Annotated in this window: 24 protein-coding genes; 9 read left to right on the forward strand and 15 right to left on the reverse strand. The window is 71.1% G+C overall.

What is annotated here, in order from left to right; genetic code table 11:
* Positions 1-125: 125 nt before the first annotated feature.
* The 7 genes from ACFYWX_RS25120 to ACFYWX_RS25150 are packed head-to-tail and all read right to left on the reverse strand — an operon-like array spanning position 126 to position 7072.
* Positions 126-1241, reverse strand: coding sequence for an acyl-CoA dehydrogenase family protein (locus ACFYWX_RS25120; RefSeq protein WP_389426341.1), 1116 nt, complete (start codon positions 1239-1241; stop codon positions 126-128).
* Positions 1238-2482 (reverse strand): acyl-CoA dehydrogenase family protein, encoded by a 1245-nt coding sequence (locus ACFYWX_RS25125; protein ID WP_389426342.1) that lies wholly within the window; start codon positions 2480-2482, stop codon positions 1238-1240. The genes ACFYWX_RS25120 and ACFYWX_RS25125 overlap by 4 nt, the downstream gene beginning before the upstream one ends.
* Positions 2483-2508: 26 nt before the next feature.
* On the reverse strand, positions 2509-3657 hold the full coding sequence (locus ACFYWX_RS25130; RefSeq protein ID WP_389426343.1) for a thiolase family protein: 1149 nt from the start codon (positions 3655-3657) through the stop codon (positions 2509-2511).
* Positions 3654-4100 carry a Zn-ribbon domain-containing OB-fold protein gene (locus ACFYWX_RS25135; RefSeq protein WP_389426344.1) on the reverse strand — a complete coding sequence of 149 codons (447 nt, stop codon included), beginning with the start codon at positions 4098-4100 and terminating at the stop codon, positions 3654-3656. Before ACFYWX_RS25135 ends, ACFYWX_RS25130 begins: the two co-directional genes overlap by 4 nt.
* A 1-nt stretch (position 4101) precedes the next feature.
* Positions 4102-5013 (reverse strand): SDR family oxidoreductase, encoded by a 912-nt coding sequence (locus ACFYWX_RS25140; protein WP_389426345.1) that lies wholly within the window; start codon positions 5011-5013, stop codon positions 4102-4104.
* 2 nt (positions 5014-5015) lie between these two features.
* Complete coding sequence (locus ACFYWX_RS25145; protein ID WP_389426346.1) at positions 5016-5747, reverse strand: hypothetical protein; 732 nt, start codon at positions 5745-5747, stop codon at positions 5016-5018.
* A complete protein-coding gene (locus tag ACFYWX_RS25150; RefSeq protein WP_389426347.1) occupies positions 5747-7072 on the reverse strand; it encodes a phenylacetate--CoA ligase family protein in 1326 nt (441 codons plus the stop codon). The genes ACFYWX_RS25145 and ACFYWX_RS25150 overlap by 1 nt, the downstream gene beginning before the upstream one ends.
* 183 nt (positions 7073-7255) lie before the next feature.
* On the opposite strand from ACFYWX_RS25150, the gene ACFYWX_RS25155 reads away from it, so the two are divergent.
* Genes ACFYWX_RS25155 through ACFYWX_RS25180 form a run of 6 tightly spaced genes read left to right on the forward strand, consistent with a single transcriptional unit; the run spans position 7256 to position 14096 of the window.
* The gene (locus tag ACFYWX_RS25155) at positions 7256-8017 is read left to right on the forward strand and encodes an electron transfer flavoprotein subunit beta/FixA family protein (RefSeq protein ID WP_389426348.1); all 762 of its coding nucleotides are present in this window, start codon (positions 7256-7258) and stop codon (positions 8015-8017) included.
* Between the two features lie 46 nt (positions 8018-8063).
* Positions 8064-9023, forward strand: a complete 960-nt coding sequence (locus ACFYWX_RS25160; protein WP_389426349.1) for an electron transfer flavoprotein subunit alpha/FixB family protein — start codon at positions 8064-8066, stop codon at positions 9021-9023.
* A 40-nt stretch (positions 9024-9063) separates the two neighbouring features.
* Complete coding sequence (locus tag ACFYWX_RS25165; RefSeq protein ID WP_389426350.1) at positions 9064-10143, forward strand: amidohydrolase family protein; 1080 nt, start codon at positions 9064-9066, stop codon at positions 10141-10143.
* A 23-nt stretch (positions 10144-10166) separates the two neighbouring features.
* Positions 10167-12575 carry a GNAT family N-acetyltransferase gene (locus ACFYWX_RS25170; RefSeq protein ID WP_389426351.1) on the forward strand — a complete coding sequence of 803 codons (2409 nt, stop codon included), beginning with the start codon at positions 10167-10169 and terminating at the stop codon, positions 12573-12575.
* Positions 12572-13546 (forward strand): LLM class flavin-dependent oxidoreductase, encoded by a 975-nt coding sequence (locus tag ACFYWX_RS25175; RefSeq protein ID WP_389426352.1) that lies wholly within the window; start codon positions 12572-12574, stop codon positions 13544-13546. Before ACFYWX_RS25170 ends, ACFYWX_RS25175 begins: the two co-directional genes overlap by 4 nt.
* A gap of 34 nt (positions 13547-13580) precedes the next feature.
* On the forward strand, positions 13581-14096 hold the full coding sequence (locus ACFYWX_RS25180; RefSeq protein WP_389426353.1) for a PaaI family thioesterase: 516 nt from the start codon (positions 13581-13583) through the stop codon (positions 14094-14096).
* Here ACFYWX_RS25180 and ACFYWX_RS25185 read toward each other — a convergent pair.
* From ACFYWX_RS25185 to ACFYWX_RS25220, 8 genes are all read right to left on the reverse strand, one after another.
* Positions 14090-15241, reverse strand: a complete 1152-nt coding sequence (locus tag ACFYWX_RS25185) for an acyl-CoA dehydrogenase family protein (RefSeq protein WP_389426354.1) — start codon at positions 15239-15241, stop codon at positions 14090-14092. The genes ACFYWX_RS25180 and ACFYWX_RS25185 overlap by 7 nt on opposite strands.
* A gap of 71 nt (positions 15242-15312) precedes the next feature.
* Positions 15313-15987, reverse strand: coding sequence for a 4-carboxy-4-hydroxy-2-oxoadipate aldolase/oxaloacetate decarboxylase (locus tag ACFYWX_RS25190; protein ID WP_389426355.1), 675 nt, complete (start codon positions 15985-15987; stop codon positions 15313-15315).
* Positions 15988-15996: 9 nt separating this feature from the next.
* Entirely contained in the window at positions 15997-17226 is a 1230-nt protein-coding gene (locus ACFYWX_RS25195; protein ID WP_389426356.1) for an aspartate transaminase, read from the reverse strand.
* A 3-nt stretch (positions 17227-17229) separates the two neighbouring features.
* Positions 17230-17973 (reverse strand): SDR family oxidoreductase, encoded by a 744-nt coding sequence (locus ACFYWX_RS25200; RefSeq protein ID WP_389426357.1) that lies wholly within the window; start codon positions 17971-17973, stop codon positions 17230-17232.
* Positions 17974-18017: 44 nt separating this feature from the next.
* A complete protein-coding gene (locus ACFYWX_RS25205; protein WP_389426358.1) occupies positions 18018-19328 on the reverse strand; it encodes an MFS transporter in 1311 nt (436 codons plus the stop codon).
* Positions 19329-19406: 78 nt separating this feature from the next.
* A complete protein-coding gene (locus tag ACFYWX_RS25210) occupies positions 19407-20399 on the reverse strand; it encodes a biotin-dependent carboxyltransferase family protein (protein ID WP_389426359.1) in 993 nt (330 codons plus the stop codon).
* The gene (locus ACFYWX_RS25215) at positions 20392-21105 is read right to left on the reverse strand and encodes an allophanate hydrolase subunit 1 (RefSeq protein WP_389426360.1); all 714 of its coding nucleotides are present in this window, start codon (positions 21103-21105) and stop codon (positions 20392-20394) included. Before ACFYWX_RS25215 ends, ACFYWX_RS25210 begins: the two co-directional genes overlap by 8 nt.
* A gap of 1 nt (position 21106) precedes the next feature.
* Positions 21107-21889, reverse strand: coding sequence for a LamB/YcsF family protein (locus ACFYWX_RS25220; protein WP_389426361.1), 783 nt, complete (start codon positions 21887-21889; stop codon positions 21107-21109).
* Positions 21890-22136: 247 nt separating this feature from the next.
* On the opposite strand from ACFYWX_RS25220, the gene nac reads away from it, so the two are divergent.
* From nac to ACFYWX_RS25235, 3 genes are all read left to right on the forward strand, one after another.
* Positions 22137-23066, forward strand: coding sequence for a nitrogen assimilation transcriptional regulator NAC (gene nac, locus ACFYWX_RS25225; protein ID WP_389426362.1), 930 nt, complete (start codon positions 22137-22139; stop codon positions 23064-23066).
* Between the two features lie 133 nt (positions 23067-23199).
* Positions 23200-23454, forward strand: a complete 255-nt coding sequence (locus ACFYWX_RS25230) for an EF-hand domain-containing protein (protein ID WP_389426363.1) — start codon at positions 23200-23202, stop codon at positions 23452-23454.
* 114 nt (positions 23455-23568) lie between these two features.
* Positions 23569-25047, forward strand: coding sequence for a glutamate-cysteine ligase family protein (locus ACFYWX_RS25235; RefSeq protein WP_389426364.1), 1479 nt, complete (start codon positions 23569-23571; stop codon positions 25045-25047).
* Positions 25048-25087 lie beyond the last annotated feature (40 nt).

The raw sequence follows: 25087 nt of genomic DNA on the forward strand, positions 1-25087 counted from the left end.
GGCACCAGCCTGAACCAGCTGGACATCACCGCTACGGCACTGCTGGGCGTGGGGGCGCGGGGCTGAGCAACCCGGGGGCGCGGGCCCCCGGGGTTTCCCCGGGGGCCCTCGCCTGTCTGCGGCCGTCAGATACCGAGCCGGTCCAGCAACCGCTCGTGGTACACCGCCGGCCCCCCGAACAGCAGCTGTGAGGACTTGGCCCGGCGGAAGTACAGGTGGGCGGGGTGCTCCCAGGTGAAGCCGATGCCGCCGTGGACCTGGATGTTCTCCATGGCGGCGACCATGTACGCCCGTGAGCAGCAGGCGTGCGCCACGGCGGCGGCGACCGGGAAGTCCGGCGCGTCCTCGGCGGCGAGCCGGGCCGCCTCCCTGGCGGAGGCCTCGGCGAGTTCCACCTGGACGAGCATGTCGGCGCACTTGTGCTTGACCGCCTGGAAGGAGCCGATGGGCCGGCCGAACTGGTGACGGACGCGGGCGTATTCCGCGCTCGCCTCCAGGCACCGGCGTGCCCCGCCCGCCTGCTCCGCGGCGAGCCCGACCGAGGCGATGTCGAGGACCTTGGCCATGATGCGCCCGCCCGCCCCGTCCGTGCCGACGAGAGTCGCGGGCACGGCGTCGAACGTCAGCCGGGCCATCGCCCGGGTGGCGTCCAGGGTCTTCATCGGGTCGGCCGCGAGCCCCACAGCCGCACGGTCGACGGCGAAGAGCGAGGGTCCGGCGACGGTGCGGGCGACGACGAGCAGCAGGTCGGCCGTCGTACCGTCGATGACGAAGCTCTTGCGGCCGCTCAGCTTCCAGCCGCCGCCCCCGTCCGGCACGGCGCGCGCGGAGATCAGGACGGGGTCCCAGGAGCCGCTGTCCTCGGCGACGGCGAGGGTGGCCGTGGTCCGTCCGGTGGCGATGCCGGGGAGGTGGCGCGCGCAGGCCTCCTTGTCGCCGGAGGCCAGCAGTGCCTGGGCGGCCAGGACGACCGTGGCGAAGAACGGCGCGCACAGCAGGGCGCGGCCCATCTCCTCCAGGACGACGCCCACTTCGACCGGGCCGAAGCCGTCGCCGCCGTACTCCTCGGGGAGGGCCAGGCCCGGAAGGCGCAGCTGCTCGGTGAGTTGGGCGTAGACCGCCGGATCGTAGCGCGGTTCGCTCTCCATGAGCTTGCGGACCGCCTCCTCCGACGACTTCGCCTCCAGGAAGTCCCGTACGGATGCGCGGAGTTCGCGCAGTTCGCTCTCGTCGGCGGTCACGGGCGCACCTCCTTGACAGCAGCGGTCGACGGTTCCTTGGGCAGGCCGAGGACGCGTTCCGCGAGGATGTTCTTCATGATTTCCTCGGTGCCGCCGAGGATCCTGAGCGCTGGGGTGGCCAGGAACAGTTCGGACCAGGCATAGGTGCCCCACTGGCCGGTGTCGGCGATGATCCGGGGACCGAGGACGTCGGACACGAAGTGTGCGGCGCGGGTGAGATTCTGGCCGTACATCAGCTTCGAGACGGACATCTCGGGGCCGGGCGCGATCCCGCCGCGCAGTTTCCGCAGGGCACGGGCGTTGAGGTGTTCGGTGGCCATGGCGTCCACGAGGAGTTCGGCGAGGCGGGCGCGCAGGGCGCGGTCGTCCCAGGTCCAGGTGGCGCGCATCAGCGCCGAGAGCCGGTCCGGGGAAAGGGCGGCGGCGACCGGGCCCGCGCCCTCACTGCCGACGGTCGCCCGCTCGTTCATCAGGGTCGTCAGGGCGACGGTCCAGCCGCCGTCGACCTCGCCGAGGCGGTGGTCGTCGGGGATGCGGACGTCGGTGAGGAAGACCTCGTTGAAGTCGGCGCCGCCCGTCATCTGCCGCAGGGGCCGGACCTCGACGCCGGGGGTGTCCATGGGGACCAGGAAGGCCGTGATACCGCGGTGCTTGGGAGCGTCGGGGTTCGTACGGGTGAGCGCGAGGCCGAGCTGGCTGTGCTGGGCGACCGAGGTCCACACCTTCTGCCCGTTCAGCACCCACTCCTCGCCCTCACGGACGGCGCGGGTCGCCACGCTCGCCAGGTCGGATCCGGCGCCGGGTTCGCTGAACAGCTGGCAGGCGACGGCGTCCCCGCGGTACATGGCGGGCAGCCAGCGGTCCTTCATCCCGGGCTGGGCGTGGGCGAGGATCGTCGGTCCGATCATGCCCAGGCCGACCACGCTCAGCACGCCGGTGTCGGGGACGTCGTACTCGGACTCGACGGCGTCGTAGAGCAGGTCGTGGACGGGGGTCAGGCCGCGTCCGCCGTACTCGGGCGGGCCGGTGATCCAGCCGAAGCCGTTTTCGTGGCGGACACGCTGCCACGCGCGTGCCCGGCGCACCTGTTCCTGTTCCTCCTCGGGCGGGAGGCTGCTGAAGTAGGCCATCGAGTCGTCGCCCTCGCCCCAGGTGAAGGCGGTGCGGTCGGGGGCCTTCGCCGCATGCGCGTCGAGGAAGCGGCGCGCCTCGGCGGCGAAGTCCTGCGGGTCCTGTTTCATAGCGGGGTTCCTGCGCTCTCAGATGCTCAGGTCGAGAGGATCGTCACCGCCGACGCGCCCGGCGCGCCGTACAGGTGGGTGTAGCCGACGCGAGGCGTGCCCGGAATCTGCCGGGGCCCGGCCGTGCCGCGCAGCTGGAGGACGATCTCGTGGATCTGGCGCAGTCCGGACGCGCCGATCGGCTCGCCGTTGCCGAGCAGTCCGCCGTCCGTGTTGACCGGGAGCCGGCCGCCGATCTCGGTGGCGCCCTCGGCGATGAGGCGTTCCTGCTCGCCGTCCTTGCAGAGGCCGTTCTCGGCCATGTGGATGACCTCCGACCCGGCGTCGGTGTCCTGGAGCTGGGCGACGTCGACGTCCTCGGGACCGATGCCCGCCCGCTCGTACGCCTCCCGGGAGGCGTCCACCGTCGGGCTCTCGACCGGCTCCCCGACGGGGAACGACGGGCTCTGCACCTCGAAGGCGCCGAGCCGGCGGCTGCGCAGGGCGGTGGACCGGACGCGTACGGGCTTCCCGGTGTACTTGTGGGCCTGGTCGGCGCGGCACAGCACGAGGGCGGCAGCGCCTTCGTTCGGCCCGCAGTACATGAACTGGCGCAGGGGATAATTGAGGACCGGGGAGGCGAGGATCTCCTCCACCGACAAGGGCTGTCGGCGCCACGCCTTCTCGTTGCCCGCCGCGTTGCGGAAGTTCTTCGACGCGACGCGCGCGAGTGTCTCGTGAGAGATGCCGTGGTCGTGCATGTAGCGGTTGATCTTCATGCCGAAGAAGTGGGTGGTGAGGAAGAGACCGGTCTGCCCGTACCAGGAGGGGATGCCCGCCACGGACGGATCGGCGGCGAACGCGCCGCGCGGGTGCTTGTCCAGGCCGATGGCGACGGTCAGATCGTGCTCGCCGGTCTCGATCGCGCGGGCGGCCAGCGCCACCGCGGTACCGGCCGTGGCGCAGCCGTTGAACACCCCGCGCAGGGGCACTCCGGTCAGGCCGAGGTGCCCGACGATCGCGTCCGGGTTGGCGACCTCGTAACTGCCGATGTACCCGCCCTGGATCTGTGGCCAGGTGACGCCCGCGTCGGCGAGCGCCAGTCGCACCGCGTCCGCGCCCATGTCCAGGGCCGGCTTGCCGGGGAACCGGCCGAACGGGTGGAGTCCCACCCCGATGATGACGGCCTCGGTCACGGTGTCTCCTCCTCGACCGGCGCGAACGCGAACGTCAGGACCTCGGTGCCGTCGTCCTGCACGGTGTAGGGCACGAGCGTGAGCCGCATGTCCTGTCCGATCCTGAGCTTGTCGGGGTCGGGTTCGGTCAAGCGGGCCTCGACCAGGAGTTCGCCGGGGAGCTCGATGTAGCCGACCGCGTACGGCTCGAAGGTCTCGGGGCCGTCGTACGGCGGGGACGGCGGGCGGAAGTTCTGTGTCGTGTACGTCCACAGCGTGCCGCGGTTCGCGAGCAGCCGTTCCTTCGGCTCGGCGCTCGCGCAGCGGACGCAGACCGGGGCGGCCGGGAAGCTCACCAGGCCGCAGGCCGTGCACTCGGAGCCGATGAGCCGGGGCGGCACGGAGTCGGAAAGGGGCCAGGTGAACAGGCCCTCGGCGACCGGCCGTCGCATGGTCGTCGTCATCTCATGCTCCGTTCCGGTTGCCCAGCGCGTCGGCGTTCGGCGCCGCCTTGGCCACCAGGTTCGGCACGACCGAGGACAGCTCCTCCGGTGTCCATCGGGACTCGGCGCTCGCGCCCGGGCCGTTGACCCAGCCCTCCAGGACGGTGATGCGGTTTCCGACGACGCCGAAGACGCGGCCGGTGACCTCACGCGAGGCGGCCGAGCCCAGCCACACCACGAGCGGCGAGATGGCCTCGGGGGTGAGGTCCTGGGCCTCGGCGGCCCGCTTCATCATCGCGATGTCCTCGGTCAGCCGGGTGAGCGCGGTCGGCGCGATCGCGTTCACCGTCACGCCGTAGCGGGCGAGTTCGGCGGCGGCGATGAGGGTGAGGCTCGCGATGCCGGCCTTGGCGGAGCCGTAGTTGGACTGGCCCGGGTTGCCGAAGATGCCGGACGGGGAGGTCGTGTTGATGACCCGGGCGTCGTTGTCGTGACCGGCCTTGGCGCGCTCGCGCCAGTACGCGGCGGCGTGGTGCAGGGTGGCGAAGCCGCCCTTGAGGTGGACGGCGAGGACGCTGTCCCAGTCCCGCTCGGTCATCGACACGATCATCCGGTCACGCAGGATGCCGGCGTTGTTGACCAGCACGTCCAGGCCGCCGTAGCTGTCCACGGCCTGCCGGACGAGGCGGCCGGCGCCGTCCCAGGCGGAGATGTCGTCCGTGTTGGCGACGGCCTCGCCGCCGGCCGCGACGATCTCGTCCACCACGGCCTGGGCGGGTCCGGCCGAGGCGCCCGCCCCGTCGCGCGAGCCGCCCAGGTCGTTGACCACGACCTTCGCTCCGTGCGCGGCGAACGCCAGGGCGTGCGCCCTGCCGATGCCGTTGCCGGCGCCGGTGACGACCACGACCCGGCCGTCGACCACTCGTTCGGACATCCTCAACTCCTCGTGCACAGTGGCTGGTCGGCCTCGGCGAGCAGCACCCGGGGGTCCTCGCTGCCGCAGGCGCACCGGTCGGTCACGACACGGCCCCGGATGCCGAGCGGTGTCTCGGCGAGCAGTGACGTGCGCTGCTCCCCCGCGGCCACGAACAGATCCCCGTCCCGCTCGCCGACCCGCCACTCGGCGGCGTTGACGTGCGCGCCGGTGCGCTCGGGGCACTCCAGGGCGAGGGCCGGGCCGACAGCCGTGAACAGACAGGCGGACACACCCACCCCGCGCAGCAGGGGCAGGGCGGCGGGTCTGGCCAGGACGACCGACGTCGGCCGGAACATCTCGCCGATGTCGGCGCTGCCCGCGAGCCCTTCCAGGGTTTCGGCGGACAGCCCGATCACGGCCTGCGGGCGCAGTTCGCGGTGGAAGACCGCGGTACGGCGGTGGTCCCAGCCCATCGCCTCGGCGATGCCGTACGTCACCTTCAGCGTCCGCAGGGCGCCGATCACCGCGTGCCCCCAGAAGCCCTCGTATCCGGACGTGGTCAGCAGGGCCCGCTGTCCGGCGCCCAGGCCGTGCCCGCGCAGCCGCTCGGTGACCCAGGCGGTGTCGCGGGCGAGTTCGGCCCAGGTGAGCTCCATGTCCTGGGTGCCGGCGGCGGTGGGGAAGCGTGCGAGGTAGGCGAGCGCGGGCCGGTCGAGGGTGCGGGCCCGGGCGAGGGTGTCGGCGCGGGCCATCAGTTTCTCACCACCCGGGGGAACTTGGCGACGCTGGTCATGGTCTTCAACAGGTCCTCCTCGGTGCGCATGTCGAGCACCGGCTTGACTCCGGTCCGCTCGCGCACGGCCTCGCCCAGCCGGCCGGCCAGGGCGTCCACGTCACCGGTGAGTGCGGGGTCGTAGCCGACGCGCAGGCGCAGTTCGTCGACCTCGCGGCGGTCCCGGACGATCTGGAAGACCCCGGCCACCGTCTCAGGCTGGTCCTCCACCGCCTGCCAGATGTCCCGCAGGACCACGGAGCGTCCCTGGACCAGGGTCTCGTCGCCGCGCCGTCCGGCCACCCACATCCGGGCGTGGGTGCGTCCGCAGCCGCAGCGGTCGCGGGCGAGGCGGACCAGGTCCTCACTGCGGTAACGGATCAGTGGGGCGGCCCGGTTGTCCAGGTCGGTGGCGACGAGTTCGCCGAGGTCGCTCTCCTCCACGTCCCGCCAGGCGCCGTCCTCCCCGACCTCGACGCACTCGGCGAAGACGGTGTCCTCCCAGAGGTGGAAGCCGTCGTGCTCGCGGCACTCCCAGGCGGTGCCGGTGTCGGCGGCGCTGGTGTACTCGTAGACGTCGATGCCCCAGTCGTCGCGGATCCGCTCGCGCATCTTCCGGCTGAGGGGCTGCCCGGCGCAGGAGGCGCCCTTGAGGGAGGAGAAGGCCTCCTTGAGGTCGACCTTCTCGGCCAGGTGCTCGAGCTCGACCATCTGCGGATACATCATCTGGAGGTAGGCGGGCCGGTAGGTGCGCAGGGCCTCGACGACCTCGTGCATCTTTCCCAGCCAGGTGTCCACCTCGATCACCACCGCGCCGAGGGCCTGGTAGCCGGGGTCCATGAGGTTGCGGAAGGTGCCGGGCGGGCTGAGCACCCGGTCGCCCGGCCTGAGGCCCAGCTCCCACAGGTCACGCACCTGCGCGGTCACGAGGGGCGGCGCGTCCTGCCAGATCTCGGCGAAGAACTCCGGGTCGCCGGTGGTGCCCGAGCTGGAGGAGACCGAGGTCAGCTCGTCGACCGGGACGCAGAGCAGACCGCCGAAGGGGTCGCCGGTGCGGGCCCGGTGGGACCGGATCATGTCCTTGGTGATGAAGGGGATCCGCGCCCGGAAGTCCTCCAGCGAGCGGATGTCCCGCGGGTGTGCGCCGTGCGCGTCCCAGAGCTCCCGGTAGAAGGCGGAGTTGGTATAGGCGTACTCGACGAGCTCCAGGACGCGTTCCTCCTGGTGCGCCCGCAGCCGCTCGCGGGACATGGTCTCCACCTGTGGCTCGAAGTACCTGTCACCGGTGTGCCTGTCACCCACCATGGCGCCTCCTCGCGGCTCAGTGCCCAGATCTTCCAGCTATCAGCGTAATCAGTCAACCAATTCGACGGATTCAAGGTGAGGTCCCCACAGGGCTCGCTTCCCGTCGATCAATATAGTTAACTATTAGCACTCATTCGCCTTCTTGAGTACCCGGGAGTGTGCACTGTGAAGATCGTTGTCTGCGTGAAGCACGTGCCCGACGCCACCGCGGACCGCACGTTCACCGAGGACGGCACCACCGACCGGGAGTCGGTCGACTCACTGCTGTCGGAACTCGACGAGTACGCGGTCGAGCAGGCCCTGCGGATCGTCGAGTCGGGCGTCGACGCCGAGATCAGCTACCTCACCGTCGGACCCGACGACGCACGCGACGCGCTGCGCAAGGCGCTGGCCATGGGCGGTGATGCGGCGGTCCATGTGAGCGACGACGACATCGAGGGCAGCGACGCCTTCGGTACGTCACTCGTCCTGGCCCGGGCCATCGAGCGGCAAGGCTTTGATCTCGTCCTGTGCGGGATGGCCTCGACGGACGGCACCATGGGCGTCGTGCCGGCACTGCTGGCCGAGCGGCTCGGCGTCCCGGCCGTCACCCACCTCGAGGATCTGGCGATCGAGGACGGAGCAGTCATGGGCCGTCGCGAGGGCGACGGCGCGACCGTGCACGTCCGGGGCGCCCTTCCGGCCGTCGTTTCGGTGACCGACCGCTCCGGGGACGCCCGCTATCCCTCCTTCAAGGGGATCATGGCCGCGAAGAAGAAGCCGCTGGAGACGCTGGACCTCGCCGACCTCGGGATCGACGTCGAGCAGGTCGGCCGGGCCGGCGCGCGATCGGCCGTGGACACCGCGACCAGGCGCGCGCCGCGCGCCAAGGGGGAGATCGTCCCCGACGACGGTGCGGGCGGCACGGGACTGGCCGCGTTCCTCACCACGAAGAAGTTCATCTGACCCGTCCCAGGCAAGAACTCGTCCCAGGCAAGAGGAGTGCATCACCGTGGCCGAGATCCTCGTCCTCGTCGACCACGCCGACGGCGTCGTACGCAAGCCCACCCTCGAACTGCTCACCCTGGCCCGCCGGCTGGGCGAGCCCTCAGCCGTCTTCCTGGGGCCGGGAGCGGACACCGCGACCGAGGTCCTCGGCCGGTACGGGGCACACAAGGTCTACGTCGTGGACGCCCCCGAAGTCGACGCGTACCTCGTCACGCCGGCCGTCGACGCGCTCACGCAGATCGCCGAGCACACCAGCCCGGCGGCAATCCTGCTGCCGTCGGGGCCGGACGACAAGGAAACCGCCGCGCGGGTCGCGCTCCGGCTCGGCTCCGGGCTCGTCACCGACGCCGTCGACGTCACCGCCGGCCCGGACGGCCCGGTCACCGAGCAGTCGGCGTTCGCGGCGACGCACCAGGTCACGGCACACGTCACGCAGGGCGTGCCGGTCATCACGGTCAAGCCGAACGCCACCGCCCCCGAACCGGCCCCGACCGTCCCGGTCGTCGAGAAGCAGGACATCGCCTTCAGCCCGCCCTCCGCCACCGTCAGGATCCTGTCCCGCGCGGCGCGAGAACGCGGTGATCGTCCCGTGCTGACCGAGGCCGACATCGTGGTCTCCGGGGGTCGCGGTGTGAACGGTGCCGAGAACTTCGCCCTCATCGAGCGGGTCGCCGACGCTCTCGGCGCGGCCGTCGGGGCGTCCCGGGCGGCCGTGGACGCGGGCTGGTACCCGCACAGCCACCAGGTCGGCCAGACGGGTACCCAGGTCTCCCCGCAGCTCTACCTCGCCGCCGGCATCTCCGGCGCGATCCAGCACCGGGCCGGCATGCAGACGTCCAAGACCATCGTCGCCGTCAACAAGGACGCCGACGCGCCCATCTTCGAGCTCGCCGACTACGGAGTGGTGGGGGATCTCTTCCAGGTGCTGCCGCAGCTGGTGGCGGAGATCGAACAACGTCGCTAAAATGGTTAACTGATTGCATCTATTGACCCGAAGGAGCGCCATGACGAAGATCTGGGTCAACTCGGGGGATTCCCACGTGATGGAGCCGGACGACCTGTGGACCGAGGCGCTGCCGCCGCGCCTGGCCGACCGGGCGCCGCGCAGTGAGCGCGGCGAGAAGTACGAGGTGCTCTACATCGACGGCGAGCGCATCGACCGCCAGCTCAACGACTTCATGGACGCCATGCGGCCGCCGGGCGCCCGGGACCTCGACACCCGCCTCAAGGACCTGGACCAGGAGGGCGTCTGGGGGCAACTGGCCTTCCCCTCCATGGGGTTCTGGCTGGTGTCGATCACCGACCGGGAGCTCTCCCGGGAGACCGTACGGGCCTGGAACGACTGGGCACACTCCGAGATCCTCGGCAAGAACAAGCGCGTGATCACGCCGGCCTGCGTGTCGACGGCGAACATCGAGGACGCGGTCGCCGAGGTCGAGCGGGTGGCGGAGCTGGGCTTCCAGTCCGTCTTCCTGCCGTGCGCCACCCGGCCCGGCGAGGAGTACGCCCTCGACCGCTGGGAACCACTGTGGGCGGCGGCCGAACGGGCCGGTCTGGTCCTCGGCTTCCACATCGGCACCGGCGGCGAGAACGTCGTCTTCCGCGGACCCGGCGGCGCGGTCGTCAACTACATGGAGACGACCTACCCGGGCATGCGCGTGGTGTCCCACATGGTCGCGGGCGGTGCCCTGGACCGCCACCCGGACCTGAAGATCCTCATCGCGGAGGGCGGCGCGGGCTGGGTGCCCGCCATCGGCGACCGGATGGACGAGGCCTACCGCCAGCACGGCATGTTCGTCCGGCCGAAACTGAGCCGGCTGCCCAGCGAGATCATCCGGCAGCAGGTGTACGCCTCCTTCCAGCACGACAAGAGTTCGGTGGAGATCGTCGAGTCGACCGGCTACCGCAACGTGATGTGGGGCGACGACTACCCTCACCTGGAGGGCACCTACGGCCACACCCAGTCCACGCTGCACGAACTGTTCGACGGTGTGTCCGACGAGCTGCGCGAACGCGTCACGCGCGGCACCTTCAACGAGCTCTTCCGGCTGCCGGAGCAGACTCCCCAGGAGGCGGCCGTCTGACCGGGACCGACGGCGACAGACCTGTGACCACTCCCCCGTACCCCGAGGACCTGGAGCGACCCGGCCTGGTGCGCACCGGGCGGTCGACGTTCGTCCGGCCCATCCGGCCCGAGGACGCCGACCGCCTGGTCGCCTTCGTCGGCGGCCTGTCCCGGGCCACGCTCGCCTACCGCTCCCTGGGGCCGGTGGTCCGCGCCCGCGACGACGTCATCCGGCGCGGCGCGCACGTGGACTACCTCAACGAGCTGGCCCTCGTCGCCCTGGCCGGCGACGAGATCGCGGGCCTGGTGCGCTACGTCCGCGATCCGGAGGAACCGGAGCACGCCGAGGTCACGTTCACCATCAGGGACGACCACCAGAGCGAGGGGTTCGGCCGGCTGCTCCTGGAGCACATCGCGGCCGCCGCCCGCGCCCGGGGAATCCGGGTGCTGGAGGCCGATGTCCTCGCCGACAACACCCGGATGATCAACGTGTTCCTCGGCTCCGGCCACCGGGTCGAGACCGGGCCGCCCGGCCAGATCATCCACTTCGAGATCGCCCTCGACCCGCAGGCCCAGGCCGTGGCACGGGCCGAGCGCCGCGAGCACACGGCCGTACGGCGTTCGCTGAAGCCGTTGCTCGAACCGCGGTCGGTCGCCGTCGTCGGCGCCAACCGCAGCCCACTGACCATCGGTCACGAGATCGTGGCGAACCTGCTGCGGGGCGGCTTCGGCGGCAGCGTGTTCCCGGTCAACCCGCGGGCCGAGCAGGTCGCCGGGGTGCGGGCCTACCCGAGCGTCGGGGACCTTCCCGAGCCACCGGACCTGGCGCTGGTGGCCGTACGGGCCGAGGCCGTTCCCGAGGCCGTACGGGAGTGTGCGCAGGCCGGTGCCAAAGCCGTGGTCGTCGTCTCCACCGGCTTCGGGGAGAGCGGCGCGCGGGGGCGGGCCACCGAACTGGAGCTGGCGCGGTTCGCCCGCGCCTCCGGGATGCGGCTGGTGGGCCCCAACTGCATGGGGGTCGTCAACACGACGCCCGCCGCGCGGCTGGCCGCGACCTTCTCGCCCGCCCTGCCGACGCCCGGCCGGGTCGCCATGTCCAGCCAGTCCGGGCCGCTGGGGCTCGCGGTGCTCGACTTCGCCCGGCGGCTGCGGCTCGGCTTCTCCGGCTTCGTGTCGGTGGGCCACGCCGTGGACGTGTCCACCAACGACCTCCTCCAGTGGTGGGAGGAGGACCCCGCGACCTCGGTGATCCTGCTGCACGTGGAGACCTTCGGCAATCCGCGCCGGTTCGCCCGCGTCGCGCGCCGCATCGCTCCGCGCAAGCCGATCATCGCCGTCCACCCGGGTCACGCGGACTCGGCGGTCAGTTCGCTGTTCGCCCAGTCGGGGGTGATCCGTACCCGCAGCCTCCAGGAACTGTTCGACGTGGCCCTGCTGCTCGCCCACCAGCCTCCCCCGCCCGGCGACCGGGTCGCCGTGATCACCAACGCGGGCGGTCCCGCGGCACTGACCGTCGGGGCGTGCGAGGCGAACGGACTGCGCGTGCCCGCGCTCGGGGAGCACACCCGGCAGACGTTGCGTACGGCACTATCGCCCCGCGCTGAGGTCGCCAACCCGATCGACCTCACCCCCACGGCCACCGCCGCGCACTACCGGCAGGCCCTGGACGCGGTCCTGACCGACGACGGCATCGACGCGGCCGTCGTGCTGTTCATGCCCCCGCTCGCGGACAAGCCCGACGAGGTCGCGTCGGCGATCCTCGACGCGGCGGCCGCGGTGCCCTCGAAGCCGGTGGTGACGAGTTTCCTGGGTGGCGCGGGCGTCGCCGACCTCCTGCACCGGGGCGAACTCGTCGTACCGACCTACACGTTCCCCGAAGCGGCGGCCACCTCTCTCGGTCATGCGGCGGCCTACCAGGCCTGGCGGAGCACCCCCGCCGGCGTCGTACCTGATCTCGCGGGAGTCGACGCCGAGCGGGCCCGCGCGCTGATCGCGGGGCGCGCTCCCGGTTCCGTCCCCGCGGGGATCGCCACCGGCTTGCTCGACTCGTACGGAATCGCCGTCCGGGACACCGGACCGGGCCCCGGACCGGACGCGTTCCTCTCCGTCGGAGCCGACCCCGTCTTCGGCCCCGTGATCGCCTTCGGCCTCACCGGGGACTACGCCGACCTGATGGCGGACGTCGCCCACCGGGTCACGCCTCTCACCGACCGCGACGCCCGGGAGATGGTCCGCTCGCTGCGGGCGTCTCCCCTGCTGGAGCGCCGGGGCGTGGATCTCGCGGCGCTGGAGGAGACCGTCCTGCGGATCTCCGCGTTGGTCGACGACCTCCCGGAGATCGAGGCTCTGGAGCTTCGTCCCCTACGGCTGCGGCCGTCCGGGGAGGGAGTGGCCGTCACCCACGCGACGATCCGGCTCGCGGACAACACGACAGGAGGGGGCCCCTCATGAAGGTGGGCATCTACTTCGACCTGCGCAACCCGCCGCCGTGGCGGCAGAGTTGGTCCCGGGTCTACGGCTTCGCCCTGGAGATGTGCGAGGAGGCGGACCGGCTGGGCATCGACTCGGTCTGGTTCTCCGAACACCACGGCTTCGAGGACGGCTACCTCCCGCAGCCGCTCACCATGGCGGCCGCGGCCGCCGCCCGCACCCGCCGGGTGCGCCTGGGCACCGCCGTCATCCCGGCACCGCTGCACGCGGCCCCCGAGATCGCCGAACAGGCCGCGCTCGTCGACATCATCAGTGACGGCCGCCTGGACCTCGGGCTCGGCACCGGCTACCGGGTGCCCGAGTACCGCCTGTACGGAGCCGACCTCGCCAAGCGCTACGGCACGACCGATCAGCGCGTACGGGAGATCCGCAGCCTGTGGGCCGAGTCCCTGGTCACCCCCGGCCCGGTCCAGGACCCGCTGCCCATCTGGCTCGGCTACCAGGGCCCGCAGGGCGCCCGCCGGGCCGGCCGGCTCGGCACGGGTCTGCTGTCGCTCAACCCGGCTCTGCTGACCCCGTACCGGGAAGGGCTCACCGAGGGCGGCCACGACGTGTCGACCGCTCGGATGCAGGGCTCGTTCACCACGTTCGTCACCGAGGACCCCGACGGCGACTGGCCGGTGGTGCGCAGACATCTGGCGTACCAGTGGGACAGCTACCGCCGGTACATGGTGGAGGGGACCGACCAGCCCGCCCCGCGCCCCATCGATCCGGAGAAGTGGCGGGAGACGGGGCTGCGCGCGACGGGTGTCGGTCAGTTCCTCTACGGCACCCCGCAGAACGTCGCCGAGGCCATCAGGGCGTACGTGGCGGGGTTGCCGGTGGAAGGGGTGTTCCTGTGGGCCTCGCTGGCAGGGATGCCCGAGGAGATGGTCGCGCGGCAGGTTCAGCTCATCGCCGGGAAGCTGTGTCCGTTGCTGGCCGATGTCTGACGAGAGCCGTGTGTCCGAGAATGGGAGCAGCACCATGGCGAGCACGACCGGACACTGGGCGGGCGCGGACTTCCAGGAGCCGCCCCGCACCCCGGGCGGGGTGGCGCTGTGCGGCGCGTGCCGCGGCGCCAAGTCCTGCCGCCTCGGGGTGGAGCGCGAACGCCTCGACGAGGACGGCGTGGCATGGTTCGAACTCGCCTGCCCGCGCGACCAGGAGGGCGGCCCCGATGTCGCGCACGGCGGCTGGACGGCGGCCGTGCTGGACGACTGCCTCGGTCATCTTCCGCTGCTGCACCGGGTGTTGAGCGTGACGGCGGAACTGAGCGTGAGCTTCGTCAAACCGGTGCCGGTGCAGCGGCCGCTGGAGGTCCGGGCCTGGGTCGAGCGGCGCGAGGGCTCACGCTGGTACATCGCGGGCGAGATGGTGCTGCTGCCGGCCCGGGCCGTGCTGGCCCGGGCCTCCGGGATCTGGGTGACGCGCGACCAGGGCCACTTCGCCCGGCACGCCGCGTGGCTGGCCGAGCAGGAGGCCAGGGGCGAGGCTCAGTAGGACCGCAGGCCCATGCTGCGGGCGATGCCGTTGCGCTGGATCTGGCTCGTGCCCCCGGAGATGGTGGCCACGATCGACTCCCGGTAGCGGAAGCTCATCACGCTCTCCGTCGAGAAGCCGTGCCCCGCGCAGACCTGCATCCCGAGCCGGGCGGCCGCCACATAGGTCTCCGAGCCCTTCAGCTTCGCCATCGAGCCCTCGCGTGTGCACGGCTTGCCCTGCGCGAGCAGCCAGGCGGCTCGGTAGGCGAGCAGCCGGGCGGAGTCGATCTCGGTCTGCAGGTCGGCCATGGCGTGGGCGAGCGTCTGGAAGGTGCCGATCGGACGGCCGAAGGCGTGCCGGGTGCGCGCGTACTGGAGCATTTCGTCGAGGGTGGCCTGGGCGGCACCGAGATAGCCACCGCTGATGATCACCTTCTCCAGCTCGATGTTGGAGAGCATGACCTTCCAGCCGTCGTCGCGCGGACCGACGAGGTTGTCCTTCGGCACCAGTGCGTCGTTGAAGAAGACCTCGTTGGTGCCCAGGATGTGCCGGGCCAGCGTCGGCGTCCGGCGCACCTCGACGCCGTCCGTCGCCGGGTCGACGAGCAGCAGGCTGATGCCGCCGTGCTTGGGTTCGCGGGGCCCGGTGCGCACATAGGTCGCGATGGTCGTGTCGGGCAGCCCGCCGCCGGTGCACCACGCCTTCTGGCCGCGGACGAGGAAGTGGTCCCCGTGGTCCTCGGCGGTGGTGCGCAGCGCGGCGGCGTCGGACCCGCTGTCCGGCTCGCTGAGGCCCACGGCGAGCCGGTGGCGCCCGGTCATGACCTGTTCGCGGATGAAGTCGCGCTGCGCCTCGTCGCCCCACCGGAAGACCGTGATCCCGGGGATGAGCACTCCGATGTAGCACATGGCCACGTCGAAGCTGGCCCGCCCCAGTTCCTCGGCGATCAGGATGAGTTCGAGCGGCCCGCCGCCGTCACCGCCCTCGTCCTCACCGAACGGGAGGGAGAACCAGCCCAGCTCGGCCATGCCCCGGAAGAGCTCGGGCGGTACGACGCCCTCCTCGTCCCACTGCTTGGCCTTCTCGGCCGGGCACACGTCGGCGACGAACTGCCGTGCCGTCGCGCGCAACAGGTCCTGCTCGTCGGTCAGCCCGAAATCCACGGCCACTCCTCGCCAGCACTAGAATATTTATCTATCTAATTATTCTATGTTAGCGGATGAGGCCCGCACTGCTACTCCTCGATCACCAGCCCCTTGGCCCCGAGCAGCGGCGTGAGGTTGCACATCTCGATCACGCTCTTGCCCGCCCGGTACGCCGCGATGTAGCCGGCCTCGGCGTCGACCCGCTCCTGCGACGCGGTGACCACCTCTGCCGCGTCCTCGCGGCGGACGACGACCACGCCGTCGGCGTCGGCCCGCACCACGTCGCCGGGGCGGACGAGGACGCCGCCGACGGTGACCGGTTCGCACATCGGTCCGACGGTCTCCTTGACGGTGCCCTTGATGGAGACGCTGCGGGAGAAGACCGGGAAGCCCAGGGCGCGCAGGTCCGCGGTGTCCCGGACGCCCGTGTCGGTGACCAGGCCGCCGAGGCCCTTGGACTGGCAGGCGTTGGCGAGGACGTCTCCGAAGGAGCCCGCCTCCTCGTAGGCGCCGGCGGAGACGACGATGACGTCCCCGGGGTGGGCGTAGGCGATGGCGGTCTGCAGCATCAGGTTGTCGCGTGGCGCGCACTGGACCGTGAACGCGGGGCCGCACAGGGACATGCGGTGGTCGACGGGCTTGATGGTGGAGTCCAGGGCACCGAGTCGGCCCTGTGCCTCGTGGATGGTGGCCGATGAGAAGGCGCTGAGTCGCTCGACCACGGCGGCGTCCGGCCGCTCGAACTTCGTACTGACGCGAATCATGGTGGCCTTTCAGGCGGAGGGAGGAGCGAAGGACAGTTCGGCGCAGGCCGTCGCGATGCGCGCGCACGCCTCGGTGAGGACGTCCGTCGACGTGGCGAAGGAGATGCGGAAGTATCCGGGGGCGCCGTACGCGGCTCCGTGGATCACGGCCACCTGCTGGGTGTCGAGGAGGTGGCGGGCGAAGTCCTCGTCGCTCTCGATCCGGGTACCCGAGGGTGTGAACCGACCGAGAGCGTCATGACAGTTCACCAGGAGGTAGAAGCCGCCGTCCGGGATGGTGCAGCTCAGCCGAGGGACGTCGTTGAGGAGCTTGACGGTCGCGTCGCGGCGGGCCCGGTAGACGCGCACGGTTTCCCGGACGAAGTCCTGCGGTCCCGTGAGCGCGGCGGCAGCGGCGGCCTGGCTGACCGAGGAGGGGCAGGAGGAGATCTGCGACTGCAGGGTGTTGATCGCGGTGACCAGCTCCGCCGGGCCCACTCCGTAACCGATGCGCCACCCGGTCATCGCGTACGTCTTGGACACGCCGTTGGTCAGGAACACCCGGTCGGCCAGGCGGGGTTCGACGGCTGCGAGGGAGAGGGCGTCCCCGTCGCCGTACCAGATCTCGTCGTAGATCTCGTCGGTCAGGACACGCACGTGCGGGTGCTCCAGCAACACCTCGGCGAGCGCGCGCAGTTCGTCGGCGGTGTAGGCGGCGCCGGTCGGGTTGCCCGGGGTGTTGAGGACGATCCAGCGCGTGCGTTCGGTGAGCGCCGCGCTCAGCCGCCCCGGGGTCAGCTTGAAGCCGTCCGCCTCGGGACAGTCGACGACGACGGGGGTGCCGTCGTTGGCGAGGACCATGTCGGGATAGGACACCCAGTACGGAGCGGGGACCACGACCTCGTCCCCTTCGTCGAGGGTGGCCATCAGGGCGAGGAAGATGACCTGCTTGGCTCCGCCGCCGACCGCGATCTGCCGGTCGGTGCAGTCCAGCCCGTGGCGTCGGCGGAGCTTCTCGGTGATCGCGGCGCGCAGCCGCGGGGTGCCGTTGACGGGGGTGTACTTGGTCTCGCCCGCCTCGATGGCCTCGATCGCGGCGGCCTTGACGTGGTCGGGGGTGTCGAAGTCGGGCTCACCGACGGTCAGGTCGAGGATGGTGAGCCCCTGGCTCTTCAGTTCGCGCACGCGCTGGGCCGCCGCCGTGCTGGGCGAGGGGTTGATCCGGCGCACGCGTGCCGCGCTGGTGCGGGACGGGTTCATGGGTCAGCCCTCGCGGCGTTCGAAGTTCAGGCCGCCGGGGACCTGGAAGGTGGGCAGGATCTCGACATGGCCGATGTTGACGTGCCGGGGAGCGTCGACGGCGAACTCGATGGAGTCGGCGATGTCCTCGGGCTTGAGGGACTCGTAACCGTCGTAGAACTGCCGCTGGGCCTCCTCCATGTCGCCGAGGAGGCGGCCGAAGATCTCCGTCTCCACGCGGCCCGGGCAGATCTCGGTGACGCGGACGCGGCGACCGTAGCCGTCGACGCGCAACTGTCGGGAGAGGGTGTGCACCGCCGCCTTGGTGGCGTGGTAGATGGTGTTGCCACCGAAGTTGTAGACGCCGGCGATGGAGCTGATGTTGACGATGTGGCCGAGGTCGCGCTCGACCATGCCGGGCATCAGGAGCCGTACGAGGTGCAGGACGGCCTGGATGTTGACGGCGACCTGCTCGTCGACGGCGAACTCGTCGGCGGTGAGGATGTTGCCGGTGCGTGAGACGCCGGCGTTGTTGACGAGAACGTCGATCTCCAGGCCGTCCAGCGTGGCGGTGAGCGCGTCGGTGTCGGTGATGTCGACGGCGTGCGGGACGCAACCGGTGGTGCGGGCGAGGGCGTCGAGCCGTTCGGCGTTGCGTGCCACGGCGTGCACCTCCAGGCCGCGCTTGGCCAGTCGCTCGACCACTACGGCTCCGATGCCGGTCGACGCTCCGGTGACGAGGGCCGTCCTGTAGTCGGAGATGGGCATGCTGATGGACTCCTTGGTGTGGGGGGTGGGGGTGGGCGGGTAGGTCAGGCGTCGCGCAGGGGCAGGTGGGCGCGGTCCTGCACACGGGACACCGCGAGGAGCGTGCCGAGCGCGGTGATCACGGCGTAGAAGGCCGGCATGTTGACGTTGCCGGTGCGGTCGATGAGGTAGGTCATCAGCAGGGGGGCCGTGCCGCCGAAGAGGGCGGCGGAGACGTTGTAGCCCAGCCCGTAGGCGGAGTAGCGCACGCGGGTCGGGAAGAGTTCGACGAGCAGGATGTGGATGACGCCGGTGTGCCCGGCGAAGACGACGGCCATGACGCAGGCGCCGACGACGGCGAGGGCGACGTTGCCGGTGCCGATCAGGAGGTAACAGGGGACACCGACGACGGCCATGGCGATCGCGGCGCCGGCGATGACCTTCTTGCGGCCGATCCGGTCGGACAGCTTGCCCATGTAGGGGATGGCCACGCAGATGGCGACGAGGCTGGAGGCGGTGACGAGGAGGCCCTGGACCGTGCCGAAGTTGAGCTCAGTGCTCATGAAGGTGGGCATGTAGCCGAAGAGGACGTAGTAGCCGGAGCCGTTCATCAGGGGGATGAACAGGGCCAGCAGCATGGCGCGGCGGTGTTCGGCGGAGGTGAAGGCCTCCTTGAGCGGGTTCTTGGCCAGGCCGCCCTTTTCCTGAAGGCGCGTGAAGTTGGGGGTGTCGCTGATGCGCCTGCGGATGTAGATGCCGGTGATGCCGAGCGGCACGGCGAGCAGGAACGGGATGCGCCAGCCCCAGGACTCCATGCGCGCGCTGCCGAGGCCGCTGGTCATGCCGGCGGCGATCAGGGTGCCGGTGAGCAGGGAGAGGAACGACGCGATCTGCGCGTAGCTGGTGTAGAGGCCGCGCTTGCCCTCGGGGGCGTGTTCGGCGAGGAAGCTCATCGCACCGGACGCCTCACCGCCGACGGAGAAGCCCTGGGCGACGCGCAGCAGGATCAGCAGGGCGGGCGCCGCGACGCCGATGCTCGCGTGGGTCGGCAGGACACCGATGGCGGCGGTGGCGACGCTGATCAGCAGGATGACGAAGACCAGCATCCGCTGCCGGCCTATGCGGTCACCGAGGTGGCCACAGATGATGCCGCCGAGAGGGCGGAAGAAGAAGGAGACGGCGTAGCCGAGGAAGACCAGTTGGACGGCGTTCTCGGAGCCGGGGAAGAAGACGGCGGCGAGCGTTCCGGCCATGAAGCCGAAGATGCCGTTGTCGTAGAGCTCGGCGAAGATGCCGACGCACCCTGCGAGGGTGACCTTTCGGGCTGTTCTCGGGTCGACGGTGTGGGGTGCGGACTGAGCGGCCATGGTGCTCATGGCGTCTCCTGTCTGAGCAGGCGGGGATGAAGGGGTTCGGCTCCGGGCGGGCGAAGGGGGCGGCTGGGGACGGAGAGGTCAGCTGCCGACGGGGGCGGGGACGGGGACGCGCAGGGCGTCGAAGGCGGTGCGCACCCGGGTTCGCAGTGCGTCGACCGCGCCTCGTTGCGCGCGGTGGGCGGTGACCGCCTGGTCGAGGGTGCGGTGGCGGAAGCGGATGGTCTGGCCGGGGCGGACCTGTCCCAGGGCGGACAGGCCGGTGGCGGTGACGACGGCGAGGACGGGGTAGCCGGCCGTGACACCGCGGCCGCGGTGCAGCACGAGGAGTTCGTCCCCCGCTGGCACCTCCACCGCGCCGATGGGAACGCCTCGGGACAGCACCTCTCCCTGGGTGACACGGCGGGGTACCGCCCCGCGCAGGCGCAGTCCGATGTGGTTGCTCTGCGGGCTGACGGTGAACGGGGCGTCGTACAGACGGGTCCCCGTGTCGCCGAACTCGGCCCGGTCGGGGCCGTCGGTGACGTCGATGGTCCAGCTGGTGGGGAAAGGGGGGACGGGGGCGTTCAGACGGAACAGCGGGATCCGGGAGAAGGGGTGGTCGAGGGGCGGGCAGGCGGTGCGCAGGGTGAGTTCGTCGCCGTCGCGCAGGGCGGGGCCGAACCCCAGGATGGTGTCGGGGGCGCAGCTGCCCTGGAGGTAGTCGGCCTCGAACGAGCCGAGTACGGCCAGGTAGACGCGCAGCCCCCGCCGGATGCCGGTGACCCGTACAGTCTCGCCGGCGCGCACCGGTACCGGTTCCCACTGCGGGCGGACCGCTCCGTCGACGGTCAGGTCGGCGGGTGCCCCGGTCACGGCGACGAGGATGTCGGTGGAGGGTCTGCAGGCGAAGTCGAGGGCCGTGATCTCCAGCAGCGGGGCGCGTTCGTCGTTTCCGCACAGGACGTTCGCGACGCGCGCCGAGTGCTGGTCGGCGGCTCCGTTGGCGGGCAGGCCGTAGCGGGAGCGGCCCACTCGGCCGAGATCCTGCACGGTGGCGATGCCCGCGGTGCGGACGGTCAGGGTGTCAGCCACGGCAGGCCGCCAGGGGCAGGTCGGCGTAGTCGTCCCACTGGTGCGGTGCGATGGGGACGAACCGGAAGGTGTCGCCGGGCCGGTAGGCGGTGATCGGGTCGCTGTGCGGGTCGAGGACGCGCACGGGGGTGCGCCCGAGGAGCGGCCAGCCGCCGGGCGAGGGCATCGGGCAGATGACCGCCTGCCGGCCCGCGACGGCGACCGAGCCGGGATCGACGCGGGTCCGGGGCGAGGCCAGCCGCGGCACCGGCCCCGGGAAGGCCGGCCCGTCCATCATGGGCGCGCCCGCGGGCGCGCCGAGGCAGCGCACGGTGAGGTCGGATCCGGAGTGGAGGGCGACGACCTCGCCCTCGGTCAGGCCGAGTTGGGCGGCGACCTCGGGCAGGTCGGGGCCGTGGTGGCCGCCGTAGACGACGGGGACGCGGAAGCGTCGGGGAGGTGTCGCCGGTGCGGGGTCGGGCCCGATGCGTGCGGCCTCGTGGTGCAGGACGCGTTTGAGGGTGGCGTGGTCGGTGCCGGTGCAGTCGAACTCGACGAGCAGGGCGTCGTAGGTGGGCACCACCCCGTGGACACCGGTGAGCCGGACGGCGTCCAGGGCGTCGGCGAGGGAGTGGACGAACCGCCAGCCGTCCTCGGCGTCCATGCCGACAACCTTGGCGACCAGGGCGGAGTCGCCGCAGTCCGTGATCGTGACGTTGTCGTTCATGTCAGACGCCCTTACAGCTCAGTACGGCGTCGAGTGACGTGATCTTGACGTCGGCGGCGAGGAGTTGTTCCCGGATGCGGCCCGCGAGCGCGATCGCTCCGGGGGTGTCTCCGTGCAGCAGGACGGTGTCGCAGGTGACCGGGACGTCCGTGCCGTCGGCGCTGCGGATGACGCCCTCGGTGACCATCCGCAGGGTGCGCCGGGCGATCTCGTCCGGGTCGTGGATCACCGCTCCGGGTTCGGAGCGCGGGACGAGGGTCCCGTCGTCGCGGTACGCGCGGTCGGCGATGCCGACGATGCCCACGCGCAGGCCGCGGGCGCGGGCGGCGTCGGCGAGTTCGCCGTCCTGGGCGAGGACGATCAGCGACGCGTCCAGGGAGGCGACCGCGTCCACGACGGCGCGGGCGTAGTCGGCGCGTACGGCGACCAGGTTGCCCAGACGTCCGTGCGGGGCGACGTGACGCACCCGGGTGCCGTGCGCGGTGGCGAACGCCTGGAGGGCTCCGATCTGGTAGAGCACGTCGGTACGGACCTCCTCCGGCGTGAGGTCCATGGCGCGGCGGCCGAAGCCGACCAGGTCGGGGAAGCTCGGGTGAGCGCCGACGGCGACCTGCTTCTCCACACACTGCCGGACCGTGGCGTCCATGATGCGCGGATCACCGGCGTGGAACCCACAGGCGACGTTCGCCGATGTCAGCAACTCCAGGAGGGACGCGTCGTCGCCCATCGAGTAGGCGCCGAATCCCTCGCCGAGATCGGCGACGAGATCAACCATGTGGGTCATGACGTCCTCCGGGAGAAAAAGCGCAGTGCGGAATTCTCTGGGACCCGAATTCACCTCGACTTCGCCGGGGGCTTGGGCCTGGATGTTCCGCTCAACTTAATCGCCCGCTCGCATGACCGCCAATATGCGTTTGGTTTGGCGTTATCGCGAACCGCTATGACCCACCTCACATGCGGAGGGTGCCGGGACTGTGCTGCGCAGCGGCCGCTCCCTACGATGAGGCTCTGCTCAAGGTGGAAGGCCCCGCATGGACACCAGGCGTCTGTACTCGTTCATCAAGATCATCGACGCGGGGAGCATCACGCGCGCGGCCGACATCCTGCACATCGCGCAGCCGGCGCTCAGCCAGCAACTGTCCGCTCTGGAAGCGCAGTTCGGGCAACAGTTGCTGATCCGCAGCAAACGCGGGGTCGCTCCGACCGAGGCGGGCCGGGCGCTGTACCGGCACGCCCAGCTGATCCTCAGACAGGTGGACCTCGCCCACGCCGCCGTCGCCGTCTCGGGCCGGTCGCCGGCCGGCAGTGTGTCGGTCGGGCTCGCGCCGTACAGCCTGGGCGCGGCGCTCGCGCTGCCGCTGCTCAAGAGGGTGCGCGAGCGCTGTCCGGCCATCCTGCTGCACATCAACGAGAACTTCGGCGGCGTGATCAGCGAGGCGATCATGACCGGCCGGATGGACATGGCGTTCATCTACGGGGCCGGCCCGATGCGGGGCGTGCAGTTCGAGCCGCTGCGCACGGAGGACCTGTTCCTGATCGGCGCACCCGGTGGGGCGGCCCCGCCCGGCGAGGGCGAGGTGAGCCTGGAGGAGCTCGAGGACGTGCCGCTGCTGCTCCCCAGCCGCATCCACACCATCCGGCAGGTGGTCGACGCCGCGTTCCAGCAGGCCTCGCTCCGGCCGAACGTGGTGGGCGAGGTCGAGTCCGCGCTGACGCTCGTCAACGCCGTCGACGCCGATCTCGGCGCCACCGTCCTGCCCTGGTCGGCCGCCCGCGCCATCCTCGACGTCCGCTCCCTGCCCGTGCGCCGCGTCGTGGATCCCGTGATCCAGGTCAAACTGTCTTTGGTGACGTCGGACAACCAACCCCTTTCGGAACCGGCCCTGGCCGTGCACGATCTGTTCCTCGAACTCATCACGGAATTCGACGCGTCATCCGACCAGGACGAACAACGGAAATAGCGCCGCATTGCTTTCGGCGTTCTTCCGCCAATTCCGACGGAATCCCGGGAACCAGGACGGGAGCGGAGGCGTTTACCTGTGGGAGTGGGGCGGGCCCACCCGTCCCGCCGGTGGAAGGAACGAGGACGACACGATGAGCGACAAGGCCCGGAAGCTGTTCGAGGCACTCGACCTCGACCAGAACGGGACCCTGAGCCGCGAAGAGGTGATCATCGCCTTGCGGACGAAGGGCCCGTATCTGGCCGCCTCGGGGGATCTGCCGTTCTGGGGTCTGGGAGACGCCGATGCCTCCTCCGCCCTGTTCGACGCCGCCGACCAGAACGGGGACGCCGTACTGACCCTGGAGGAGTTCGCTGCAGTGGTGGACCGCCGTTTCGGCTGGCACTGACACCGGACCGGCCGCCGCGGCGGTCCCCGACGGATCTCGCCTGGTCGGCCTCGCCCGGTGGTGCGACGCTGGAGTGGACAGGTGTCGTCCGAGGAGGGTCACCCGGGAGGACCGATGGGACGGGACGTCCCGGCGCTGGTCTTCACCCGTGAGGACCGCCGCCGGTACCGGATCAAGATGCAGGAGTGCCTCGACGCCTTCGCGCAGATGCTGCGCGAGGCACGGTTCGAGTCCGGGCGGCCGCAGGTCGGGCTGGAGATCGAACTGAACCTGGTCGACGACGAGGCCGAGCCGACGATGCGCAACATCGACGTGCTCGAGGCGATCGCGGACCCCGCCTGGTCCACCGAGCTGGGCCGGTTCAACCTGGAGATCAACGTTCCGCCCCGCCGCCTCACGGAGGGCGGCCCCGACGCGTGGGAGTCCGAGATCCGCGCCGCGCTGAATCACGCCGACCAGCGCGCCAGATCGGTCGGCGCGCGGCTGATCATGATCGGCGTCCTGCCCTCGCTGCGGCAGGAGGACATCGGTGAGGCGGCACTGTCGGAGAACCCGCGCTACCGGCTGCTCAACGACCAGGTCTTCGCGGCTCGCGGCGAGGACCTGCGCATCGAGGTGGACGGCGTGGACCGGCTGCGGACCTACGCGGACACGATCACGCCGGAAGCCGCCTGCACCAGCACCCAGTTCCACCTCCAGGTCTCCCCGGAGGAGTTCCCCGCCTACTGGAACGCGGCCCAGGCGATCGCCGGCGTCCAGGTCGCTCTGGCGGCCAACTCGCCCTTCCTGTTCGGCAAGGAACTGTGGCACGAGACCCGTATCCCGCTGTTCGAGCAGGCGACCGACACCCGCCCGCAGGAAATCAAGGAGCAGGGCGTACGCCCCCGGGTGTGGTTCGGGGAGCGGTGGATCACCAGCGTCTTCGACCTTTTCGAGGAGAACCTGCGCTACTTCCCGGCCCTGCTGCCCGTCTGCGACGAGCAGGACCCCGTGGAGACACTGGACCGGGGCGACATCCCCGAACTGGCCGAACTGACCCTGCACAACGGCACCATCTACCGCTGGAACCGCCCGGTCTACGCCGTCGCCCACGACACACCGCATGTGCGCGTGGAGAACCGTGTACTGCCCGCCGGCCCGACCGTCGCCGACACGCTCGCCAACGGGGCCTTCTACTACGGCCTCACCCGCGCCCTGGTGGAGGAGGACCGACCGGTGTGGTCCCGGATGTCCTTCTCGGCCGCCGAGGAGAACCTGCACACGGCGGCGCGGCACGGCATCGAGGCACCCCTGTACTGGCCCGGGATGGGCGAGGTCCCCGTCCCCGAACTCGTCCTTCGGCGTCTGCTGCCGCTGGCGCACCGGGGGCTGGAGCAGTCCGGCATGGACGCGGCCTGGCGGGAGCCGCTGCTCGGCATCATCGAGCAGCGGTGCGTCACCGGCCGCAACGGAGCGGTCTGGCAGAAGGAGATGTTCCACCACCTGACTGCCTCCACCCACGCCGGCCGCCACGAGGCCCTGCGTCGCACGACGCAGCAGTACATCGACTACATGCACCTCAACGCTCCGGTCCACACCTGGCCGGTGGACTGACGGGCATCCTCGGCAGCGGCCGCTCGGCCCGCGGGCGCGG

The sequence above is a fragment of the Streptomyces sp. NPDC002888 genome (genome assembly GCF_042888465.1).
In the GTDB taxonomy this organism is placed as follows: Bacteria; Actinomycetota; Actinomycetes; order Streptomycetales; family Streptomycetaceae; genus Streptomyces.